Genomic DNA, 15577 nt, shown 5'->3' on the forward strand with positions numbered 1-15577 from the left:
TGCCATACCATGCGGGATCCGCACTATTTTCGGTGATAGCAAAAAATAAAAAAGTATAAATAATAAACAAAATTATAAGAGAAGGAGAACATGATAAGCGCAGGCCGAGCAATTTAAAGAAGTGTGATATACAACATAAAACAGCAGCATGACCTTTCTATATTTCGTTGCTTATCGAAGTGTTAATTTTCGGGTGGATTACTCTGTTTGTTGATTAATAACGGAGAAAAATATGATTGCTGTAATATTTGAGGTGCAAATACAACCCGACCAACAAACTCGCTATTTGACTTTAGCTGAGGAGTTAAGACCACTATTAAGTCATGTAGCTGGTTTTATTTCAATTGAACGTTTTCAAAGTCTAGCTACAGAAGGAAAAATGTTATCGCTATCTTGGTGGGAAAACGAATACGCAGTTCTGCAATGGAAAAATCATGTTTTACATGCGAAAGCTCAACAAGAAGGGCGAGAGTCAATATTTGATTTTTACAAAATTAGTATTGCTCATATTACTCGCGAATATTCATTTAAAAAGGACAAGGATAATGTTTGATGTTCACGTTGTTTTAGATAATCAAATAGGACAATTAGCATTACTAGGAAAAACATTAGGTAATAAAGGTATTGGATTGGAAGGGGGAGGGATATTTACGGTTGGTGATGAATGCCATGCTCATTTTCTTGTTGAACAAGGAAAGGAAGCTAAAATAGCGCTAGAGCAAGCTGGACTGTTAGTACTTGCGATCCGGACACCATTAATTCGTAAGTTAAAACAGGAAAAACCGGGGGAACTTGGCGAAATAGCACGAGTATTGGCGGAGAATAACATTAATATTTTAGTGCAATACAGTGACCATGCTAACCAACTGATATTAATAACGGACAATGATAGTATGGCTGCATCTGTTACGCTCCCTTGGGCAATAAAGTGAACTTGCGATGGCTAATTTAATACGAAAAGAGGTTACCTTTGAGTCCTCAATAGCCGCGATAGGGGCGGCTATGTCTGACATTTCACGAGTTAAAATACTCAGTGCTTTGATGGATGGGCGAGCTTGGACGGCCACTGAGCTAAGTTCTGTGGCGAATATATCAGCTTCAACGGCGAGCAGTCATTTATCTAAATTATTAGATTGCCAGCTAATCACAGTAGTAGCTCAAGGCAAGCATCGTTATTTTCGGCTAGCAGGAAAAGATATTGCTGAATTGATGGAAAGTATGATGGGGATCTCCTTAAACCATGGCGTACATGCCAAAGTTTCCACGCCAGTGCATTTACGAAAAGCACGTACTTGCTATGATCATTTAGCTGGCGAAGTTGCCGTTAAGATCTATGATTCCCTTTGTCAACAGCAATGGATCACTGAAAATGGTTCAATGATCACATTAAGTGGTATTCAATATTTTCATGAAATGGGAATTGACGTTCCTTCCAAACATTCACGTAAAATCTGTTGTGCGTGTTTAGATTGGAGTGAACGCCGTTTCCATTTAGGTGGGTACGTTGGAGCCGCATTATTTTCGCTTTATGAATCTAAAGGGTGGTTAACTCGACATCTTGGTTACCGTGAAGTTACCATCACGGAAAAAGGTTATGCTGCTTTTAAGACCCACTTTCACATTTAAGTTGTTTTTCTAATCCGCATATGATCAATTCAAGGCCGAATAAGAAGGCTGGCTCTGCACCTTGGTGATCAAATAATTCGATAGCTTGTCGTAATAATGGCGGCATACTATCAGTAGTAGGTGTTTCCCTTTCTTCTTTAGCGACTTGATGCTCTTGATCTTCCAATACGCAACCTAAAGTAAAATGCCCCACAGCGCTGAGTGCATATAATGCATTCTCTAGTGAAAAACCTTGTTGGCATAAAAAGGCTAATTGATTTTCGAGAGTTTCATACTGTTTTTCTGTAGGCCGTGTACCTAAATGTACTTTTGCTCCATCGCGATGACTTAGTAAAGCACATCTAAAACTTTTAGCGTTATTACGTAAAAAATCTTGCCAGCTTTCCCCTTCTAAAGGGCAAAAGTGAGTATGGTGCCTATCTAACATCTCAATGGCTAAGGCGTCGAGCAAAGCCCGCTTATTTTTTACATGCCAATACAATGTAGGCTGCTCTACACCTAGCTTCTGGGCGAGTTTACGGGTTGTTAAACCTTCGATTCCGACCTCATTAAGCAGCTCTAATGCGCTGTTAATCACTTTACTTTTATCTAATCTAGACATCATTAATTCCTAATTTTTGTTGACACTCTATCATTGATAGAGTTATTTTACCACTCCCTATCAGTGATAGAGAAAAGTGAAATGAATAGTTCGACAAAGATCGCATTGGTAATTACGTTACTCGATGCCATGGGGATTGGCCTTATCATGCCAGTCTTGCCAACGTTATTACGTGAATTTATTGCTTCGGAAGATATCGCTAACCACTTTGGCGTATTGCTTGCACTTTATGCGTTAATGCAGGTTATCTTTGCTCCTTGGCTTGGAAAAATGTCTGACCGATTTGGTCGGCGCCCAGTGCTGTTGTTGTCATTAATAGGCGCATCGCTGGATTACTTATTGCTGGCTTTTTCAAGTGCGCTTTGGATGCTGTATTTAGGCCGTTTGCTTTCAGGGATCACAGGAGCTACTGGGGCTGTCGCGGCATCGGTCATTGCCGATACCACCTCAGCTTCTCAACGCGTGAAGTGGTTCGGTTGGTTAGGGGCAAGTTTTGGGCTTGGTTTAATAGCGGGGCCTATTATTGGTGGTTTTGCAGGAGAGATTTCACCGCATAGTCCCTTTTTTATCGCTGCGTTGCTAAATATTGTCACTTTCCTTGTGGTTATGTTTTGGTTCCGTGAAACCAAAAATACACGTGATAATACAGATACCGAAGTAGGGGTTGAGACGCAATCGAATTCGGTATACATCACTTTATTTAAAACGATGCCCATTTTGTTGATTATTTATTTTTCAGCGCAATTGATAGGCCAAATTCCCGCAACGGTGTGGGTGCTATTTACCGAAAATCGTTTTGGATGGAATAGCATGATGGTTGGCTTTTCATTAGCGGGTCTTGGTCTTTTACACTCAGTATTCCAAGCCTTTGTGGCAGGAAGAATAGCCACTAAATGGGGCGAAAAAACGGCAGTACTGCTCGGATTTATTGCAGATAGTAGTGCATTTGCCTTTTTAGCGTTTATATCTGAAGGTTGGTTAGTTTTCCCTGTTTTAATTTTATTGGCTGGTGGTGGGATCGCTTTACCTGCATTACAGGGAGTGATGTCTATCCAAACAAAGAGTCATCAGCAAGGTGCTTTACAGGGATTATTGGTGAGCCTTACCAATGCAACCGGTGTTATTGGCCCATTACTGTTTGCTGTTATTTATAATCATTCACTACCAATTTGGGATGGCTGGATTTGGATTATTGGTTTAGCGTTTTACTGTATTATTATCCTGCTATCGATGACCTTCATGTTAACCCCTCAAGCTCAGGGGAGTAAACAGGAGACAAGTGCTTAGTTATTTCGTCACCAAATGATGTTATTCCGCGAAATATAATGACCCTCTTGATAACCCAAGAGGGCATTTTTTACGATAAAGAAGATTTAGCTTCAAATAAAACCTATCTATTTTATTTATCTTTCAAGCTCAATAAAAAGCCGCGGTAAATAGCAATAAATTGGCCTTTTTTATCGGCAAGCTCTTTTAGGTTTTTCGCATGTATTGCGATATGCATAAACCAGCCATTGAGTAAGTTTTTAAGCACATCATCATCATAAGCTTTAAGTTGGTTCTCTTGGATCAATTTGCTGACAATGGCGTTTACCTTACCAGTAATGTATTCAAGGCTAATTTTTTCAAGTTCATTCCAACCAATGATAGGCATCACTTCTTGGATAGGGATAAGGTTTTTATTATTATCAATAATATAATCAAGATAATGTTCAAATATACTTTCTAAGGCAGACCAACCATTTGTTAAATCAGTTTTTGTTGTGATGTAGGCATCAATCATAATTAATTGCTGCTTATAACAGGCACTGAGTAATTGTTTTTTATTTTTAAAGTGATGATAAAAGGCACCTTTGGTCACCAACGCTTTTCCCGAGATCTCATCTATTGAAACAGCTTGATAGCCTTTTTCAACAAACAATATTCGTGCTGAGTTAACCAGTGATTGATAGGTACTCTTAAAATTTTCTTGTTGATGATTTTTATTTTCCATGATAGATTTAAAATAACATACCGTCAGTATGTTTATGGTATCATGATGATGTGGTCGTGACAATCTTAAGAACATTTAGGTTATTTTATGTATATTGAACAGCATTCTCGCTATCAAAATAAAGCTAATAACATCCAATTAAGATATGATGATAAGCAGTTTCATACAACGGTTATCAAAGATGTTCTATTATGGATTGAACATAATTTAGATCAGTCTTTACTGCTTGATGATGTGGCGAATAAAGCGGGTTATACCAAGTGGTATTTTCAGCGGCTGTTCAAAAAAGTAACAGGGGTCACACTGGCTAGCTATATTCGTGCTCGTCGTTTGACGAAAGCGGCTGTTGAGTTGAGGTTGACGAAAAAAACTATCCTTGAGATCGCATTAAAATATCAATTTGATTCCCAACAATCTTTTACACGTCGATTTAAGTACATTTTTAAGGTTACACCAAGTTATTATCGGCGTAATAAATTATGGGAATTGGAGGCAATGCACTGAGAGATCCCCTCATAATTTCCCCAAAGCGTAACCATGTGTGAATAAATTTTGAGCTAGTAGGGTTGCAGCCACGAGTAAGTCTTCCCTTGTTATTGTGTAGCCAGAATGCCGCAAAACTTCCATGCCTAAGCGAACTGTTGAGAGTACGTTTCGATTTCTGACTGTGTTAGCCTGGAAGTGCTTGTCCCAACCTTGTTTCTGAGCATGAACGCCCGCAAGCCAACATGTTAGTTGAAGCATCAGGGCGATTAGCAGCATGATATCAAAACGCTCTGAGCTGCTCGTTCGGCTATGGCGTAGGCCTAGTCCGTAGGCAGGACTTTTCAAGTCTCGGAAGGTTTCTTCAATCTGCATTCGCTTCGAATAGATATTAACAAGTTGTTTGGGTGTTCGAATTTCAACAGGTAAGTTAGTTGCTAGAACCCATGGCTCCTTTGCCGACGCTGAGTAGATTTTAGGTGACGGGTGGTGACAATGAGTCCGTGTCGAGCGCTGATTTTTTCGGCCTTTAGAGCGAGATTTATACAATAGAATTTGGCATGAGATTGGATTGCTTTTAGTCAGCCTCTTATAGCCTAAAGTCTTTGAGTGACTAGATGACATATCATGTAAGTTGCTGATAGGTTTCCAGTTTTCCGCTCCTAGGTCTGCATATTGTACTTTTCCTCTTACTCGACTTAACCAGTACCAACCCAGCTTCTCAACGGATTTATACCATGGCACTTTAAAGCCAGCATCACTGACAATGAGCGGTGTGGTGTTACTCGGTAGAATGCTCGCAAGGTCGGCTAGAAATTGGTCATGAGCTTTCTTTGAACATTGCTCTGAAAGCGGGAACGCTTTCTCATAAAGAGTAACAGAACGACCGTGTAGTGCGACTGAAGCTCGCAATACCATAAGTCGTTTTTGCTCACGAATATCAGACCAGTCAACAAGTACAATGGGCATCGTATTGCCCGAACAGATAAAGCTAGCATGCCAACGGTATACAGCGAGTCGCTCTTTGTGGAGGTGACGATTACCTAACAATCGGTCGATTCGTTTGATGTTATGTTTTGTTCTCGCTTTGGTTGGCAGGTTACGGCCAAGTTCGGTAAGAGTGAGAGTTTTACAGTCAAGTAATGCGTGGCAAGCCAACGTTAAGCTGTTGAGTCGTTTTAAGTGTAATTCGGGGCAGAATTGGTAAAGAGAGTCGTGTAAAATATCGAGTTCGCACATCTTGTTGTCTGATTATTGATTTTTCGCGAAACCATTTGATCATATGACAAGATGTGTATCCACCTTAACTTAATGATTTTTACCAAAATCATTAGGGGATTCATCAGCGCTTTGTCGGTATTGAGCGTGGCAGGCTTTTCCCAGTGCTTCAGGCCTCGCAGGGCCTTGCCCAGGAACCGCTTCGCTGCCTTGGCGCTGCGGGTCGGCGACAGGTAGAAATCGATCGTGTCGCCCCGCTTGTCGACTGCCCGGTACAGGTAGGTCCACTTGCCCCGCACCTTGACGTAGGTTTCATCCAGGCGCCAGCTCGGATCAAAGCCACGCCGCCAGAACCAGCGCAGCCGCTTCTCCATCTCCGGGGCGTAGCACTGGACCCAGCGATAGATCGTCGTATGGTCGACCGAAATGCCGCGTTCCGCCAGCATTTCCTCAAGGTCGCGATAGCTGATCGGGCACTGTTGCAAATAGTCGGTGGTGATAAACTTATCATCCCCTTTTGCTGATGGAGCTGCACATGAACCCATTCAAAGGCCGGCATTTTCAGCGTGACATCATTCTGTGGGCCGTACGCTGGTACTGCAAATACGGCATCAGTTACCGTGAGCTGCAGGAGATGCTGGCTGAACGCGGAGTGAATGTCGATCACTCCACGATTTACCGCTGGGTTCAGCGTTATGCGCCTGAAATGGAAAAACGGCTGCGCTGGTACTGGCGTAACCCTTCCGATCTTTGCCCGTGGCACATGGATGAAACCTACGTGAAGGTCAATGGCCGCTGGGCGTATCTGTACCGGGCCGTCGACAGCCGGGGCCGCACTGTCGATTTTTATCTCTCCTCCCGTCGTAACAGCAAAGCTGCATACCGGTTTCTGGGTAAAATCCTCAACAACGTGAAGAAGTGGCAGATCCCGCGATTCATCAACACGGATAAAGCGCCCGCCTATGGTCGCGCGCTTGCTCTGCTCAAACGCGAAGGCCGGTGCCCGTCTGACGTTGAACACCGACAGATTAAGTACCGGAACAACGTGATTGAATGCGATCATGGCAAACTGAAACGGATAATCGGCGCCACGCTGGGATTTAAATCCATGAAGACGGCTTACGCCACCATCAAAGGTATTGAGGTGATGCGTGCACTACGCAAAGGCCAGGCCTCAGCATTTTATTATGGTGATCCCCTGGGCGAAATGCGCCTGGTAAGCAGAGTTTTTGAAATGTAAGGCCTTTGAATAAGACAAAAGGCTGCCTCATCGCTAACTTTGCAACAGTGCCATGTGTACTACGCAGTTTTAGCTGTGGCTTTCACAGGAGCACGCTTACTTACGGCTTAGCGTGCTTTATTTTCCGTTTTCTGAGGCGATCCCTAGGAGCTCGGATCTCAGGACGAAGGTCTCCGCGAATGTCCGGTCGATCCGCGCGACGTCCCAGGCGGGCGTTCCCTTGGCGGACATCCACGCCGCAGCGTCGTGCATCAGCCGCACAACCTCGTCGATATCACCCGAGCAGGCGACCCGAACGTTCGGAGGCTCCTCGCTGTCCATTCGCTCCCCTGGCGCGGTATGAACCGCCGCCTCATAGTGCAGTTTGATCCTGACGAGCCCAGCATGTCTGCGCCCACCTTCGCGGAACCTGACCAGGGTCCGCTAGCGGGCGGCCGGAAGGTGAATGCTAGGCATGATCTAACCCTCGGTCTCTGGCGTCGCGACTGCGAAATTTCGCGAGGGTTTCCGAGAAGGTGATTGCGCTTCGCAGATCTCCAGGCGCGTGGGTGCGGACGTAGTCAGCGCCATTGCCGATCGCGTGAAGTTCCGCCGCAAGGCTCGCTGGACCCAGATCCTTTACAGGAAGGCCAACGGTGGCGCCCAAGAAGGATTTCCGCGACACCGAGACCAATAGCGGAAGCCCCAACGCCGACTTCAGCTTTTGAAGGTTCGACAGCACGTGCAGCGATGTTTCCGGTGCGGGGCTCAAGAAAAATCCCATCCCCGGATCGAGGATGAGCCGGTCGGCAGCGACCCCGCTCCGTCGCAAGGCGGAAACCCGCGCCTCGAAGAACCGCACAATCTCGTCGAGCGCGTCTTCGGGTCGAAGGTGACCGGTGCGGGTGGCGATGCCATCCCGCTGCGCTGAGTGCATAACCACCAGCCTGCAGTCCGCCTCAGCAATATCGGGATAGAGCGCAGGGTCAGGAAATCCTTGGATATCGTTCAGGTAGCCCACGCCGCGCTTGAGCGCATAGCGCTGGGTTTCCGGTTGGAAGCTGTCGATTGAAACACGGTGCATCTGATCGGACAGGGCGTCTAAGAGCGGCGCAATACGTCTGATCTCATCGGCCGGCGATACAGGCCTCGCGTCCGGATGGCTGGCGGCCGGTCCGACATCCACGACGTCTGATCCGACTCGCAGCATTTCGATCGCCGCGGTGACAGCGCCGGCGGGGTCTAGCCGCCGGCTCTCATCGAAGAAGGAGTCCTCGGTGAGATTCAGAATGCCGAACACCGTCACCATGGCGTCGGCCTCCGCAGCGACTTCCACGATGGGGATCGGGCGAGCAAAAAGGCAGCAATTATGAGCCCCATACCTACAAAGCCCCACGCATCAAGCTTTTGCCCATGAAGCAACCAGGCAATGGCTGTAATTATGACGACGCCGAGTCCCGACCAGACTGCATAAGCAACACCGACAGGGATGGATTTCAGAACCAGAGAAAGAAAATAAAATGCGATGCCATAACCGATTATGACAACGGCGGAAGGGGCAAGCTTAGTAAAGCCCTCGCTAGATTTTAATGCGGATGTTGCGATTACTTCGCCAACTATTGCGATAACAAGAAAAAGCCAGCCTTTCATGATATATCTCCCAATTTGTGTAGGGCTTATTATGCACGCTTAAAAATAATAAAAGCAGACTTGACCTGATAGTTTGGCTGTGAGCAATTATGTGCTTAGTGCATCTAACGCCGCCATAAACGGCGACAGGGTGGCGCGCCTATTGCGCATAAAATGGCGAAGCCATGCGCAACAGGCGCGGAATCTCTGGCGTCCGGTTTGATGGCTTTGTTATGCAAAGGACTAGTCTTCAATGACGTGTAAACCACGGCGCTTTAAGTCCTCCAACGAATCCAACATTCCCCTTATTAATTCAACAGGATGCCCCTCCCAGTCTTCAACAACGCCAACAATTCTCAAGGGTTCGCAGGTTCTATAGGACTGTGTTGGATTACCGGGAAATCTTTTGTTCGTAAGATTCGGATCGTCTTCGAACGGTCCTGTTGGCTCAACTATGTATATGTAGCCGCGACCCTCGAGGCCAGACAGTGACATAGCAAGTTCAGCTCCCCAAACTGCTGGCTCCATCAAGGCTGAAAAGTAGATGTGCTTAAGAATACGACCGTCCTCGAAATGAGAGATGAACCCTGTGGTTAGCAAGTCACCAATCGCCAAATTGGCTTTGGTTCCATGATAGAACGGTCCTTGCACCTGCTTGTAATTATCATGAGAGATGGGAATCCAATCTTTTACCATTTTAAGACCCTTAATTGTTGGGATTTGGCTGCATAACGCCTGAAATAAGCCGTGCCGCGAAGCGGCATCGGCTTGATTGAATTGTTAGACGGCAAACTCGAGCCAATACTTGTGCAGGCCAACAATATTAGACGAGCACAGCATGGGCATTGCCGCTTTGATCTTCTCCAGTGACCAATTCCACCACTCCATCTCCAGAAGCAATGAAATTTCCTCATCGGTGAAGCGTTTCTTAATCTTCTTAGCGGGATTGCCGCCAACGATAGCGTAAGGCTCCACATCTTTTGTCACCAACGAGCGGCTGCCTATCACCGCACCGTGCCCGATCTTGATTCCGGGCATGACCATTGCCTCAGAGCCGATCCAAACGTCATTGCCAATGACAGTATTACCTGCTTTTTGGAAGGCATCGAGTGCGCTTGAGAATGCAGGTTCTTCCTGCATATAAAAGAACGGGAAAGATGATGCCCAGTCGTACCGATGCCCCTGATTGCCAGCCATGATAAAGGAAGCCCCACTCCCGATAGAGCAGAAACTACCGATGATCAACTTATCAACGTCATCACGGTCCGGAAACAGATACCGTGCGCAGTCATCGAATGAGTGCCCATGATAGTAGCCAGAGTAATAGCTGTACCGCCCAACTTTGATATTGGGGTTCTTCACTTGCTCAGAAAGCAGCTTGCCTTTGAAGGGGCTATCAAAGTAGTTGGTCATAAGAGATCCCGCGGTCTGTGACTTTGCCGTCTAACGTTTGAAATAAGGGGCGCCGAGCGCCAGCGAGGGGAGCCAAAAGCTTGCTTTTGGCCGTCCCGACTTGATTGAAGGGTTGGGCGATTTTGCCATTAGATTTTTTATAAATTTAGTGTGTTTAGAATGGTGATCGCATTTTTCTTGGCTTTTATGCTTGATGTTAAATTCGACCCCAAGTTTCCTGTAAGTGCGGACACAAAAACATATTTATGTCCTGATTTGCTTATAATAAACCCTTCAAACCATCCGTTTTGTAAGGTTCTATTTGCTGTGAATCCTGCACCAGTTTTCCCATACAGTTTTGTACTATTATCCAGATCTTGTAGATACATGTTCTCTATGGTGTTTTCTATGGCTGAGTTTTTAACTGGGAGATTGTGATTAATAATTTTACGCAGGAATTGAATTTGTTCTTCTGGTGAAATTTTTAAGCTACTTTCGAGCCATGCTTCTGTTAATCCGTTGTTTCTTTCTTTATCTCCAGAGAAGTCTTGATTTCCATAATCAAAATCTTTGAGATAATTCTTGATTTTATTTAATCCAATTTTTTGGGTTATTTCTTGCGAAACCCAAACAACAGAAAATTGCATCCACGTCTTTGGTGTATGATTGCTGTTCCAGATCTCCATTCCTTTGGGGGTTTTATCCCATTTGAATATGGTTTTCTGATCTATTATTTCCGCATCAAATGCCATAAGTGATAATGCGATCTTGAAAGTTGAATCTGGTGCCATTTGCGTTGCACACTTTGCTTTATTGAATTGAGCAATTTCAGCGTTTGTGGATGCATCGTAAAGTAAAAAACAACCTTCAGTTCCTTCAAATAATGGAGATGCAACAGTAGAGATATCTGTTGATGCACTGGCGCTGCTGTAGATAATATTTGCAATTATTAAAAAAATAGCGAAGTTGATATGTATTGTGTTTTTCATAATAAGTATTGGTTTGGTAAAGGGCTTAATTTTAACGGCTAACAATTAATGAGGCTCCGGGTTCGCCCAACGTTTGACATGAGGGGCGGCCAAGGGCGCCAGCCCTTGGACGTCCCCCTCGATGGAAGGGTTAGGCATCACTGCGTGTTCGCTCGAATGCCTGGCGTGTTTGAACCATGTACACGGCTGGACCATATGGGGTGGTTACGGTACCTTGCCTCTCAAACCCCGCTTTCTCGTAGCATCGGATCGCTCGCAAGTTGCTCGGCGACGGGTCCGTTTGGATCTTGGTGACCTCGGGATCATTGAACAGCAACTCAACCAGAGCTCGAACCAGCTTGGTTCCCAAGCCTTTGCCCAGTTGTGATGCATTCGCCAGTAACTGGTCTATTCCGCGTACTCCTGGATCGGTTTCTTCTTCCCACCGTCCGTCCCCGCTTCCAAGAGCAACGTACGACTGGGCATACCCAATCGGCTCTCCATTCAGCATTGCAATGTATGGAGTGACGGACTCTTGCGCTAAAACGCTTGGCAAGTACTGTTCCTGTACGTCAGCAAGTGTCGGGCGTGCTTCTTCTCCGCCCCACCACTCGACGATATGAGATCGATTTAGCCACTCATAGAGCATCGCAAGGTCATGCTCAGTCATGAGGCGCAGTGTGACGGAATCGTTGCTGTTGGTCACGATGCTGTACTTTGTGATGCCTAACTTTGTTTTTGCGTTGCTCATGATGTCTAACTCCCAATTTGTGTAGGGCTTATTATGCACGCTTAAAGGCACTGTTGCAAAGTTAGCGATGAGGCAGCCTTTTGTCTTATTCAAAGGCCTTACATTTCAAAAACTCTGCTTACCAGGCGCATTTCGCCCAGGGGATCACCATAATAAAATGCTGAGGCCTGGCCTTTGCGTAGTGCACGCATCACCTCAATACCTTTGATGGTGGCGTAAGCCGTCTTCATGGATTTAAATCCCAGCGTGGCGCCGATTATCCGTTTCAGTTTGCCATGATCGCATTCAATCACGTTGTTCCGGTACTTAATCTGTCGGTGTTCAACGTCAGACGGGCACCGGCCTTCGCGTTTGAGCAGAGCAAGCGCGCGACCATAGGCGGGCGCTTTATCCGTGTTGATGAATCGCGGGATCTGCCACTTCTTCACGTTGTTGAGGATTTTACCCAGAAACCGGTATGCAGCTTTGCTGTTACGACGGGAGGAGAGATAAAAATCGACAGTGCGGCCCCGGCTGTCGACGGCCCGGTACAGATACGCCCAGCGGCCATTGACCTTCACGTAGGTTTCATCCATGTGCCACGGGCAAAGATCGGAAGGGTTACGCCAGTACCAGCGCAGCCGTTTTTCCATTTCAGGCGCATAACGCTGAACCCAGCGGTAAATCGTGGAGTGATCGACATTCACTCCGCGTTCAGCCAGCATCTCCTGCAGCTCACGGTAACTGATGCCGTATTTGCAGTACCAGCGTACGGCCCACAGAATGATGTCACGCTGAAAATGCCGGCCTTTGAATGGGTTCATGTGCAGCTCCATCAGCAAAAGGGGATGATAAGTTTATCACCACCGACTATTTGCAACAGTGCCGATAGTTTGGCTGTGAGCAATTATGTGCTTAGTGCATCTAACGCATAGTTGAGCGGCGGGCGCAGCCCGTCCGCTTGAACGCCGAGTTAGGCATCAGATGCCCTCGGCGCGGGTCGATGCACTTTTCGCACATGCCGCTCAACGCAAGATTCTCTCAATCGTTGCTTTGGCATATCGAACGAACGCGGCCGTCTCTTCGACGCGCATTGCTAGGTCGTCGTCCTCGCTACCCAGGTACGCCGCGCGTGCCTTGCAGATGAGGGGCCGATGCTCGGCAGGCAAACGCTCCGATACCCATGCGGCAGCAACGTCCTTAGGAGCAATGAGACCAGTTGAAGCGCTGTACCAAATGCGAGCAAGAGCAAGAACGACGTTCCGCTCGTCACCCTTCCAATCCGACTCTGCATTCCACTGGGCAATAGTGTCGAAAAGCGCCTTGGAGAAATGCTCCTTCGGCACCGGCTCGAAAAACGTGGCTGCGGATGGGCCTAGAAGCGCAAGGCTGTGTTGCCTCGCCTTGGTCAGCAAAATCGCAAGATCGTGATCCAGAACGGCAGGCTCGAACGTTCCGGAAAGGATGTCGTGGCGGAGCCACTCACCGAACTGAAGCTCACGCCGCGCCGGATAGCGCCAAGGCACTACTTCGCTTCGAGCGACAACAGTTAGCTCCAGCGGTCGCCATGTTCCGCCATCGCCTGGCGGTGATGAGACTTTCAGCAAATCGAGCATTAGCGCCTGCCGGAGCGAATCGTTAGGTGCGGCGCTGACGGTCACGAGCAAGTCTATGTCGCTGTCCGGCTTCAGCCCTCCATCGATCGCAGATCCGAACAGGTGGATTGTGTCCAGTGTCGCAGCCAGATGGCGCTCGATCACCGCGCGAGCGTGGGACAGCTGCTTGAAAACTTGTGCAGGGAAAAATTCACCCATGATGCCTAACGTTAAGTTCAGCGGCAGCTTTTAAGTTGCGGCTTTGTGGAATACTTTTGCGCAGCAAAACCACAAAGACGCGACTTAAAAGCTGTCCAAGGAGCGAAGCGACTGGTGCTGCAACGCATTGTTAGCCTTTTTTCCAAATCTGGTATGTATAATTTATATTAGACATAAAAAACTGTTCAAAAACCAAATTGAAATTCTCAGGCATTATAGGGAATTTGATATCACCTTCGACTTCAACGTGAACAGTAGACAAATGAATTATATCTGCTTTTTCAATAAGGCTATTATAGATTTGACCCCCGCCAGAGACATATACATGATCTGTAACTTTTGATAGCTCTTTCAAAGCATTTTCTATTGAAGGAAAAACTAGGACGTTTTCATTTGAGCTTGAAATTCCGTTCTTTGACACTACTGCATATTTGCGATTTGGAAGAACACCCATAGAGTCAAATGTTTTTCTTCCGACAAGGAGCCATTGATTATATGTGAGCGCTTTAAAGAGTAGTTGCTCACCTTTTACTGACCACGGGATATCAGGACCACTACCGATTACGCCATTTTCTGACACTGCAGAAATCAATGATATTTTCAATTTAACTCCCTTAATGGCTAACTTTGTTTTAGGGCGACTGCCCTGCTGCGTAACATCGTTGCTGCTCCATAACATCAAACATCGACCCACGGCGTAACGCGCTTGCTGCTTGGATGCCCGAGGCATAGACTGTACAAAAAAACAGTCATAACAAGCCATGAAAACCGCCACTGCGCCGTTACCACCGCTGCGTTCGGTCAAGGTTCTGGACCAGTTGCGTGAGCGCATACGCTACTTGCATTACAGTTTACGAACCGAACAGGCTTATGTCCACTGGGTTCGTGCCTTCATCCGTTTCCACGGTGTGCGTCACCCGGCAACCTTGGGCAGCAGCGAAGTCGAGGCATTTCTGTCCTGGCTGGCGAACGAGCGCAAGGTTTCGGTCTCCACGCATCGTCAGGCATTGGCGGCCTTGCTGTTCTTCTACGGCAAGGTGCTGTGCACGGATCTGCCCTGGCTTCAGGAGATCGGAAGACCTCGGCCGTCGCGGCGCTTGCCGGTGGTGCTGACCCCGGATGAAGTGGTTCGCATCCTCGGTTTTCTGGAAGGCGAGCATCGTTTGTTCGCCCAGCTTCTGTATGGAACGGGCATGCGGATCAGTGAGGGTTTGCAACTGCGGGTCAAGGATCTGGATTTCGATCACGGCACGATCATCGTGCGGGAGGGCAAGGGCTCCAAGGATCGGGCCTTGATGTTACCCGAGAGCTTGGCACCCAGCCTGCGCGAGCAGCTGTCGCGTGCACGGGCATGGTGGCTGAAGGACCAGGCCGAGGGCCGCAGCGGCGTTGCGCTTCCCGACGCCCTTGAGCGGAAGTATCCGCGCGCCGGGCATTCCTGGCCGTGGTTCTGGGTTTTTGCGCAGCACACGCATTCGACCGATCCACGGAGCGGTGTCGTGCGTCGCCATCACATGTATGACCAGACCTTTCAGCGCGCCTTCAAACGTGCCGTAGAACAAGCAGGCATCACGAAGCCCGCCACACCGCACACCCTCCGCCACTCGTTCGCGACGGCCTTGCTCCGCAGCGGTTACGACATTCGAACCGTGCAGGATCTGCTCGGCCATTCCGACGTCTCTACGACGATGATTTACACGCATGTGCTGAAAGTTGGCGGTGCCGGAGTGCGCTCACCGCTTGATGCGCTGCCGCCCCTCACTAGTGAGAGGTAGGGCAGCGCAAGTCAATCCTGGCGGATTCACTACCCCTGCGCGAAGGCCATCGGTGCCGCATCGAACGGCCGGTTGCGGAAAGTCCTCCCTGCGTCCGCTGATGGCCGGCAGCAGCCCGTCGTTGCCTGA

The 15577-nt window shown here is 47.5% G+C and carries 19 protein-coding genes and 2 pseudogenes; 7 read left to right on the plus strand and 14 right to left on the minus strand.

Annotated features, from left to right (window positions below; translation table 11 throughout):
* The first annotated feature begins 232 nt into the window (after positions 1 to 232).
* Genes LDO51_RS01720 through LDO51_RS01730 form a run of 3 tightly spaced genes read left to right on the plus strand, consistent with a single transcriptional unit; the run spans position 233 to position 1626 of the window.
* Entirely contained in the window at positions 233 to 553 is a 321-nt protein-coding gene (locus LDO51_RS01720) for an antibiotic biosynthesis monooxygenase family protein (RefSeq protein ID WP_000562370.1), read from the plus strand.
* On the plus strand, positions 546 to 932 hold the full coding sequence (locus LDO51_RS01725) for a hypothetical protein (protein WP_000460651.1): 387 nt from the start codon (positions 546 to 548) through the stop codon (positions 930 to 932). The genes LDO51_RS01720 and LDO51_RS01725 overlap by 8 nt, the downstream gene beginning before the upstream one ends.
* 7 nt (positions 933 to 939) lie before the next feature.
* Positions 940 to 1626, plus strand: a complete 687-nt coding sequence (locus LDO51_RS01730) for an ArsR/SmtB family transcription factor (protein WP_001284954.1) — start codon at positions 940 to 942, stop codon at positions 1624 to 1626.
* Here LDO51_RS01730 and tetR(B) read toward each other — a convergent pair.
* Positions 1604 to 2227 carry a tetracycline resistance transcriptional repressor TetR(B) gene (tetR(B), locus tag LDO51_RS01735; RefSeq protein WP_000088605.1) on the minus strand — a complete coding sequence of 208 codons (624 nt, stop codon included), beginning with the start codon at positions 2225 to 2227 and terminating at the stop codon, positions 1604 to 1606. The two genes, LDO51_RS01730 and tetR(B), sit on opposite strands and share 23 nt — an antisense overlap.
* 81 nt (positions 2228 to 2308) lie before the next feature.
* On the opposite strand from tetR(B), the gene tet(B) reads away from it, so the two are divergent.
* Positions 2309 to 3514: a tetracycline efflux MFS transporter Tet(B) gene (gene tet(B), locus LDO51_RS01740; protein WP_001089072.1), complete on the plus strand. Its 1206-nt coding sequence runs from the start codon at positions 2309 to 2311 to the stop codon at positions 3512 to 3514.
* A gap of 112 nt (positions 3515 to 3626) precedes the next feature.
* Here the strand turns inward: tet(B) and tetC are convergent, their stop codons facing one another.
* Complete coding sequence (tetC, locus tag LDO51_RS01745) at positions 3627 to 4220, minus strand: tetracyline resistance-associated transcriptional repressor TetC (RefSeq protein WP_000428546.1); 594 nt, start codon at positions 4218 to 4220, stop codon at positions 3627 to 3629.
* An 87-nt stretch (positions 4221 to 4307) separates the two neighbouring features.
* Here tetC and LDO51_RS01750 point away from each other — a divergent pair.
* Positions 4308 to 4703 (plus strand): annotated as a pseudogene (locus LDO51_RS01750) (helix-turn-helix domain-containing protein); the annotation flags it as partial.
* Between the two features lie 30 nt (positions 4704 to 4733).
* On the opposite strand, the gene LDO51_RS01755 reads toward LDO51_RS01750, so the two are convergent.
* Complete coding sequence (locus tag LDO51_RS01755) at positions 4734 to 5942, minus strand: IS4-like element ISVsa5 family transposase (protein ID WP_001339197.1); 1209 nt, start codon at positions 5940 to 5942, stop codon at positions 4734 to 4736.
* 107 nt (positions 5943 to 6049) lie between these two features.
* Positions 6050 to 6391: pseudogene (locus tag LDO51_RS01760) on the minus strand (IS6-like element IS6100 family transposase); the annotation flags it as partial.
* A 65-nt stretch (positions 6392 to 6456) separates the two neighbouring features.
* Between LDO51_RS01760 and LDO51_RS01765 the strand changes: the two are divergent.
* Positions 6457 to 7161 carry an IS6-like element IS26 family transposase gene (locus LDO51_RS01765; protein ID WP_001067855.1) on the plus strand — a complete coding sequence of 235 codons (705 nt, stop codon included), beginning with the start codon at positions 6457 to 6459 and terminating at the stop codon, positions 7159 to 7161.
* Positions 7162 to 7278: 117 nt separating this feature from the next.
* Here the strand turns inward: LDO51_RS01765 and LDO51_RS01770 are convergent, their stop codons facing one another.
* The 10 genes from LDO51_RS01770 to dfrA17 all read right to left on the minus strand — a co-directional run bounded on the left by LDO51_RS01770 (position 7279) and on the right by dfrA17 (position 14277).
* Positions 7279 to 7482, minus strand: coding sequence for a hypothetical protein (locus LDO51_RS01770; RefSeq protein ID WP_000376616.1), 204 nt, complete (start codon positions 7480 to 7482; stop codon positions 7279 to 7281).
* 127 nt (positions 7483 to 7609) lie between these two features.
* Entirely contained in the window at positions 7610 to 8449 is an 840-nt protein-coding gene (gene sul1 / locus LDO51_RS01775; protein WP_000259031.1) for a sulfonamide-resistant dihydropteroate synthase Sul1, read from the minus strand.
* Entirely contained in the window at positions 8443 to 8790 is a 348-nt protein-coding gene (locus LDO51_RS01780; protein WP_000679427.1) for a quaternary ammonium compound efflux SMR transporter QacE delta 1, read from the minus strand. The genes sul1 and LDO51_RS01780 overlap by 7 nt, the downstream gene beginning before the upstream one ends.
* 222 nt (positions 8791 to 9012) lie before the next feature.
* Positions 9013 to 9465, minus strand: coding sequence for an NAD(+)--rifampin ADP-ribosyltransferase Arr-3 (locus LDO51_RS01785; RefSeq protein WP_001749986.1), 453 nt, complete (start codon positions 9463 to 9465; stop codon positions 9013 to 9015).
* An 84-nt stretch (positions 9466 to 9549) separates the two neighbouring features.
* A complete protein-coding gene (locus LDO51_RS01790; RefSeq protein WP_000186237.1) occupies positions 9550 to 10182 on the minus strand; it encodes a type B-3 chloramphenicol O-acetyltransferase CatB3 in 633 nt (210 codons plus the stop codon).
* Between the two features lie 137 nt (positions 10183 to 10319).
* The gene (locus LDO51_RS01795) at positions 10320 to 11150 is read right to left on the minus strand and encodes an oxacillin-hydrolyzing class D beta-lactamase OXA-1 (RefSeq protein ID WP_001334766.1); all 831 of its coding nucleotides are present in this window, start codon (positions 11148 to 11150) and stop codon (positions 10320 to 10322) included.
* 130 nt (positions 11151 to 11280) lie between these two features.
* On the minus strand, positions 11281 to 11835 hold the full coding sequence (locus LDO51_RS01800; protein ID WP_063840321.1) for a fluoroquinolone-acetylating aminoglycoside 6'-N-acetyltransferase AAC(6')-Ib-cr5: 555 nt from the start codon (positions 11833 to 11835) through the stop codon (positions 11281 to 11283).
* 143 nt (positions 11836 to 11978) lie between these two features.
* Positions 11979 to 12683: an IS6-like element IS26 family transposase gene (locus LDO51_RS01805; RefSeq protein WP_001067855.1), complete on the minus strand. Its 705-nt coding sequence runs from the start codon at positions 12681 to 12683 to the stop codon at positions 11979 to 11981.
* Between the two features lie 201 nt (positions 12684 to 12884).
* Complete coding sequence (locus LDO51_RS01810; RefSeq protein WP_000503573.1) at positions 12885 to 13673, minus strand: ANT(3'')-Ia family aminoglycoside nucleotidyltransferase AadA5; 789 nt, start codon at positions 13671 to 13673, stop codon at positions 12885 to 12887.
* Positions 13674 to 13803: 130 nt separating this feature from the next.
* The gene (gene dfrA17 / locus LDO51_RS01815) at positions 13804 to 14277 is read right to left on the minus strand and encodes a trimethoprim-resistant dihydrofolate reductase DfrA17 (protein WP_001389366.1); all 474 of its coding nucleotides are present in this window, start codon (positions 14275 to 14277) and stop codon (positions 13804 to 13806) included.
* A gap of 157 nt (positions 14278 to 14434) precedes the next feature.
* Here dfrA17 and intI1 point away from each other — a divergent pair, with 157 nt between their 5' ends.
* Positions 14435 to 15448 (plus strand): class 1 integron integrase IntI1, encoded by a 1014-nt coding sequence (intI1, locus tag LDO51_RS01820; protein WP_000845048.1) that lies wholly within the window; start codon positions 14435 to 14437, stop codon positions 15446 to 15448.
* Positions 15449 to 15577 lie beyond the last annotated feature (129 nt).

The organism is Providencia alcalifaciens (assembly GCF_020271745.1).
GTDB classification, from domain to species: Bacteria; Pseudomonadota; Gammaproteobacteria; order Enterobacterales; family Enterobacteriaceae; genus Providencia; species Providencia alcalifaciens_B.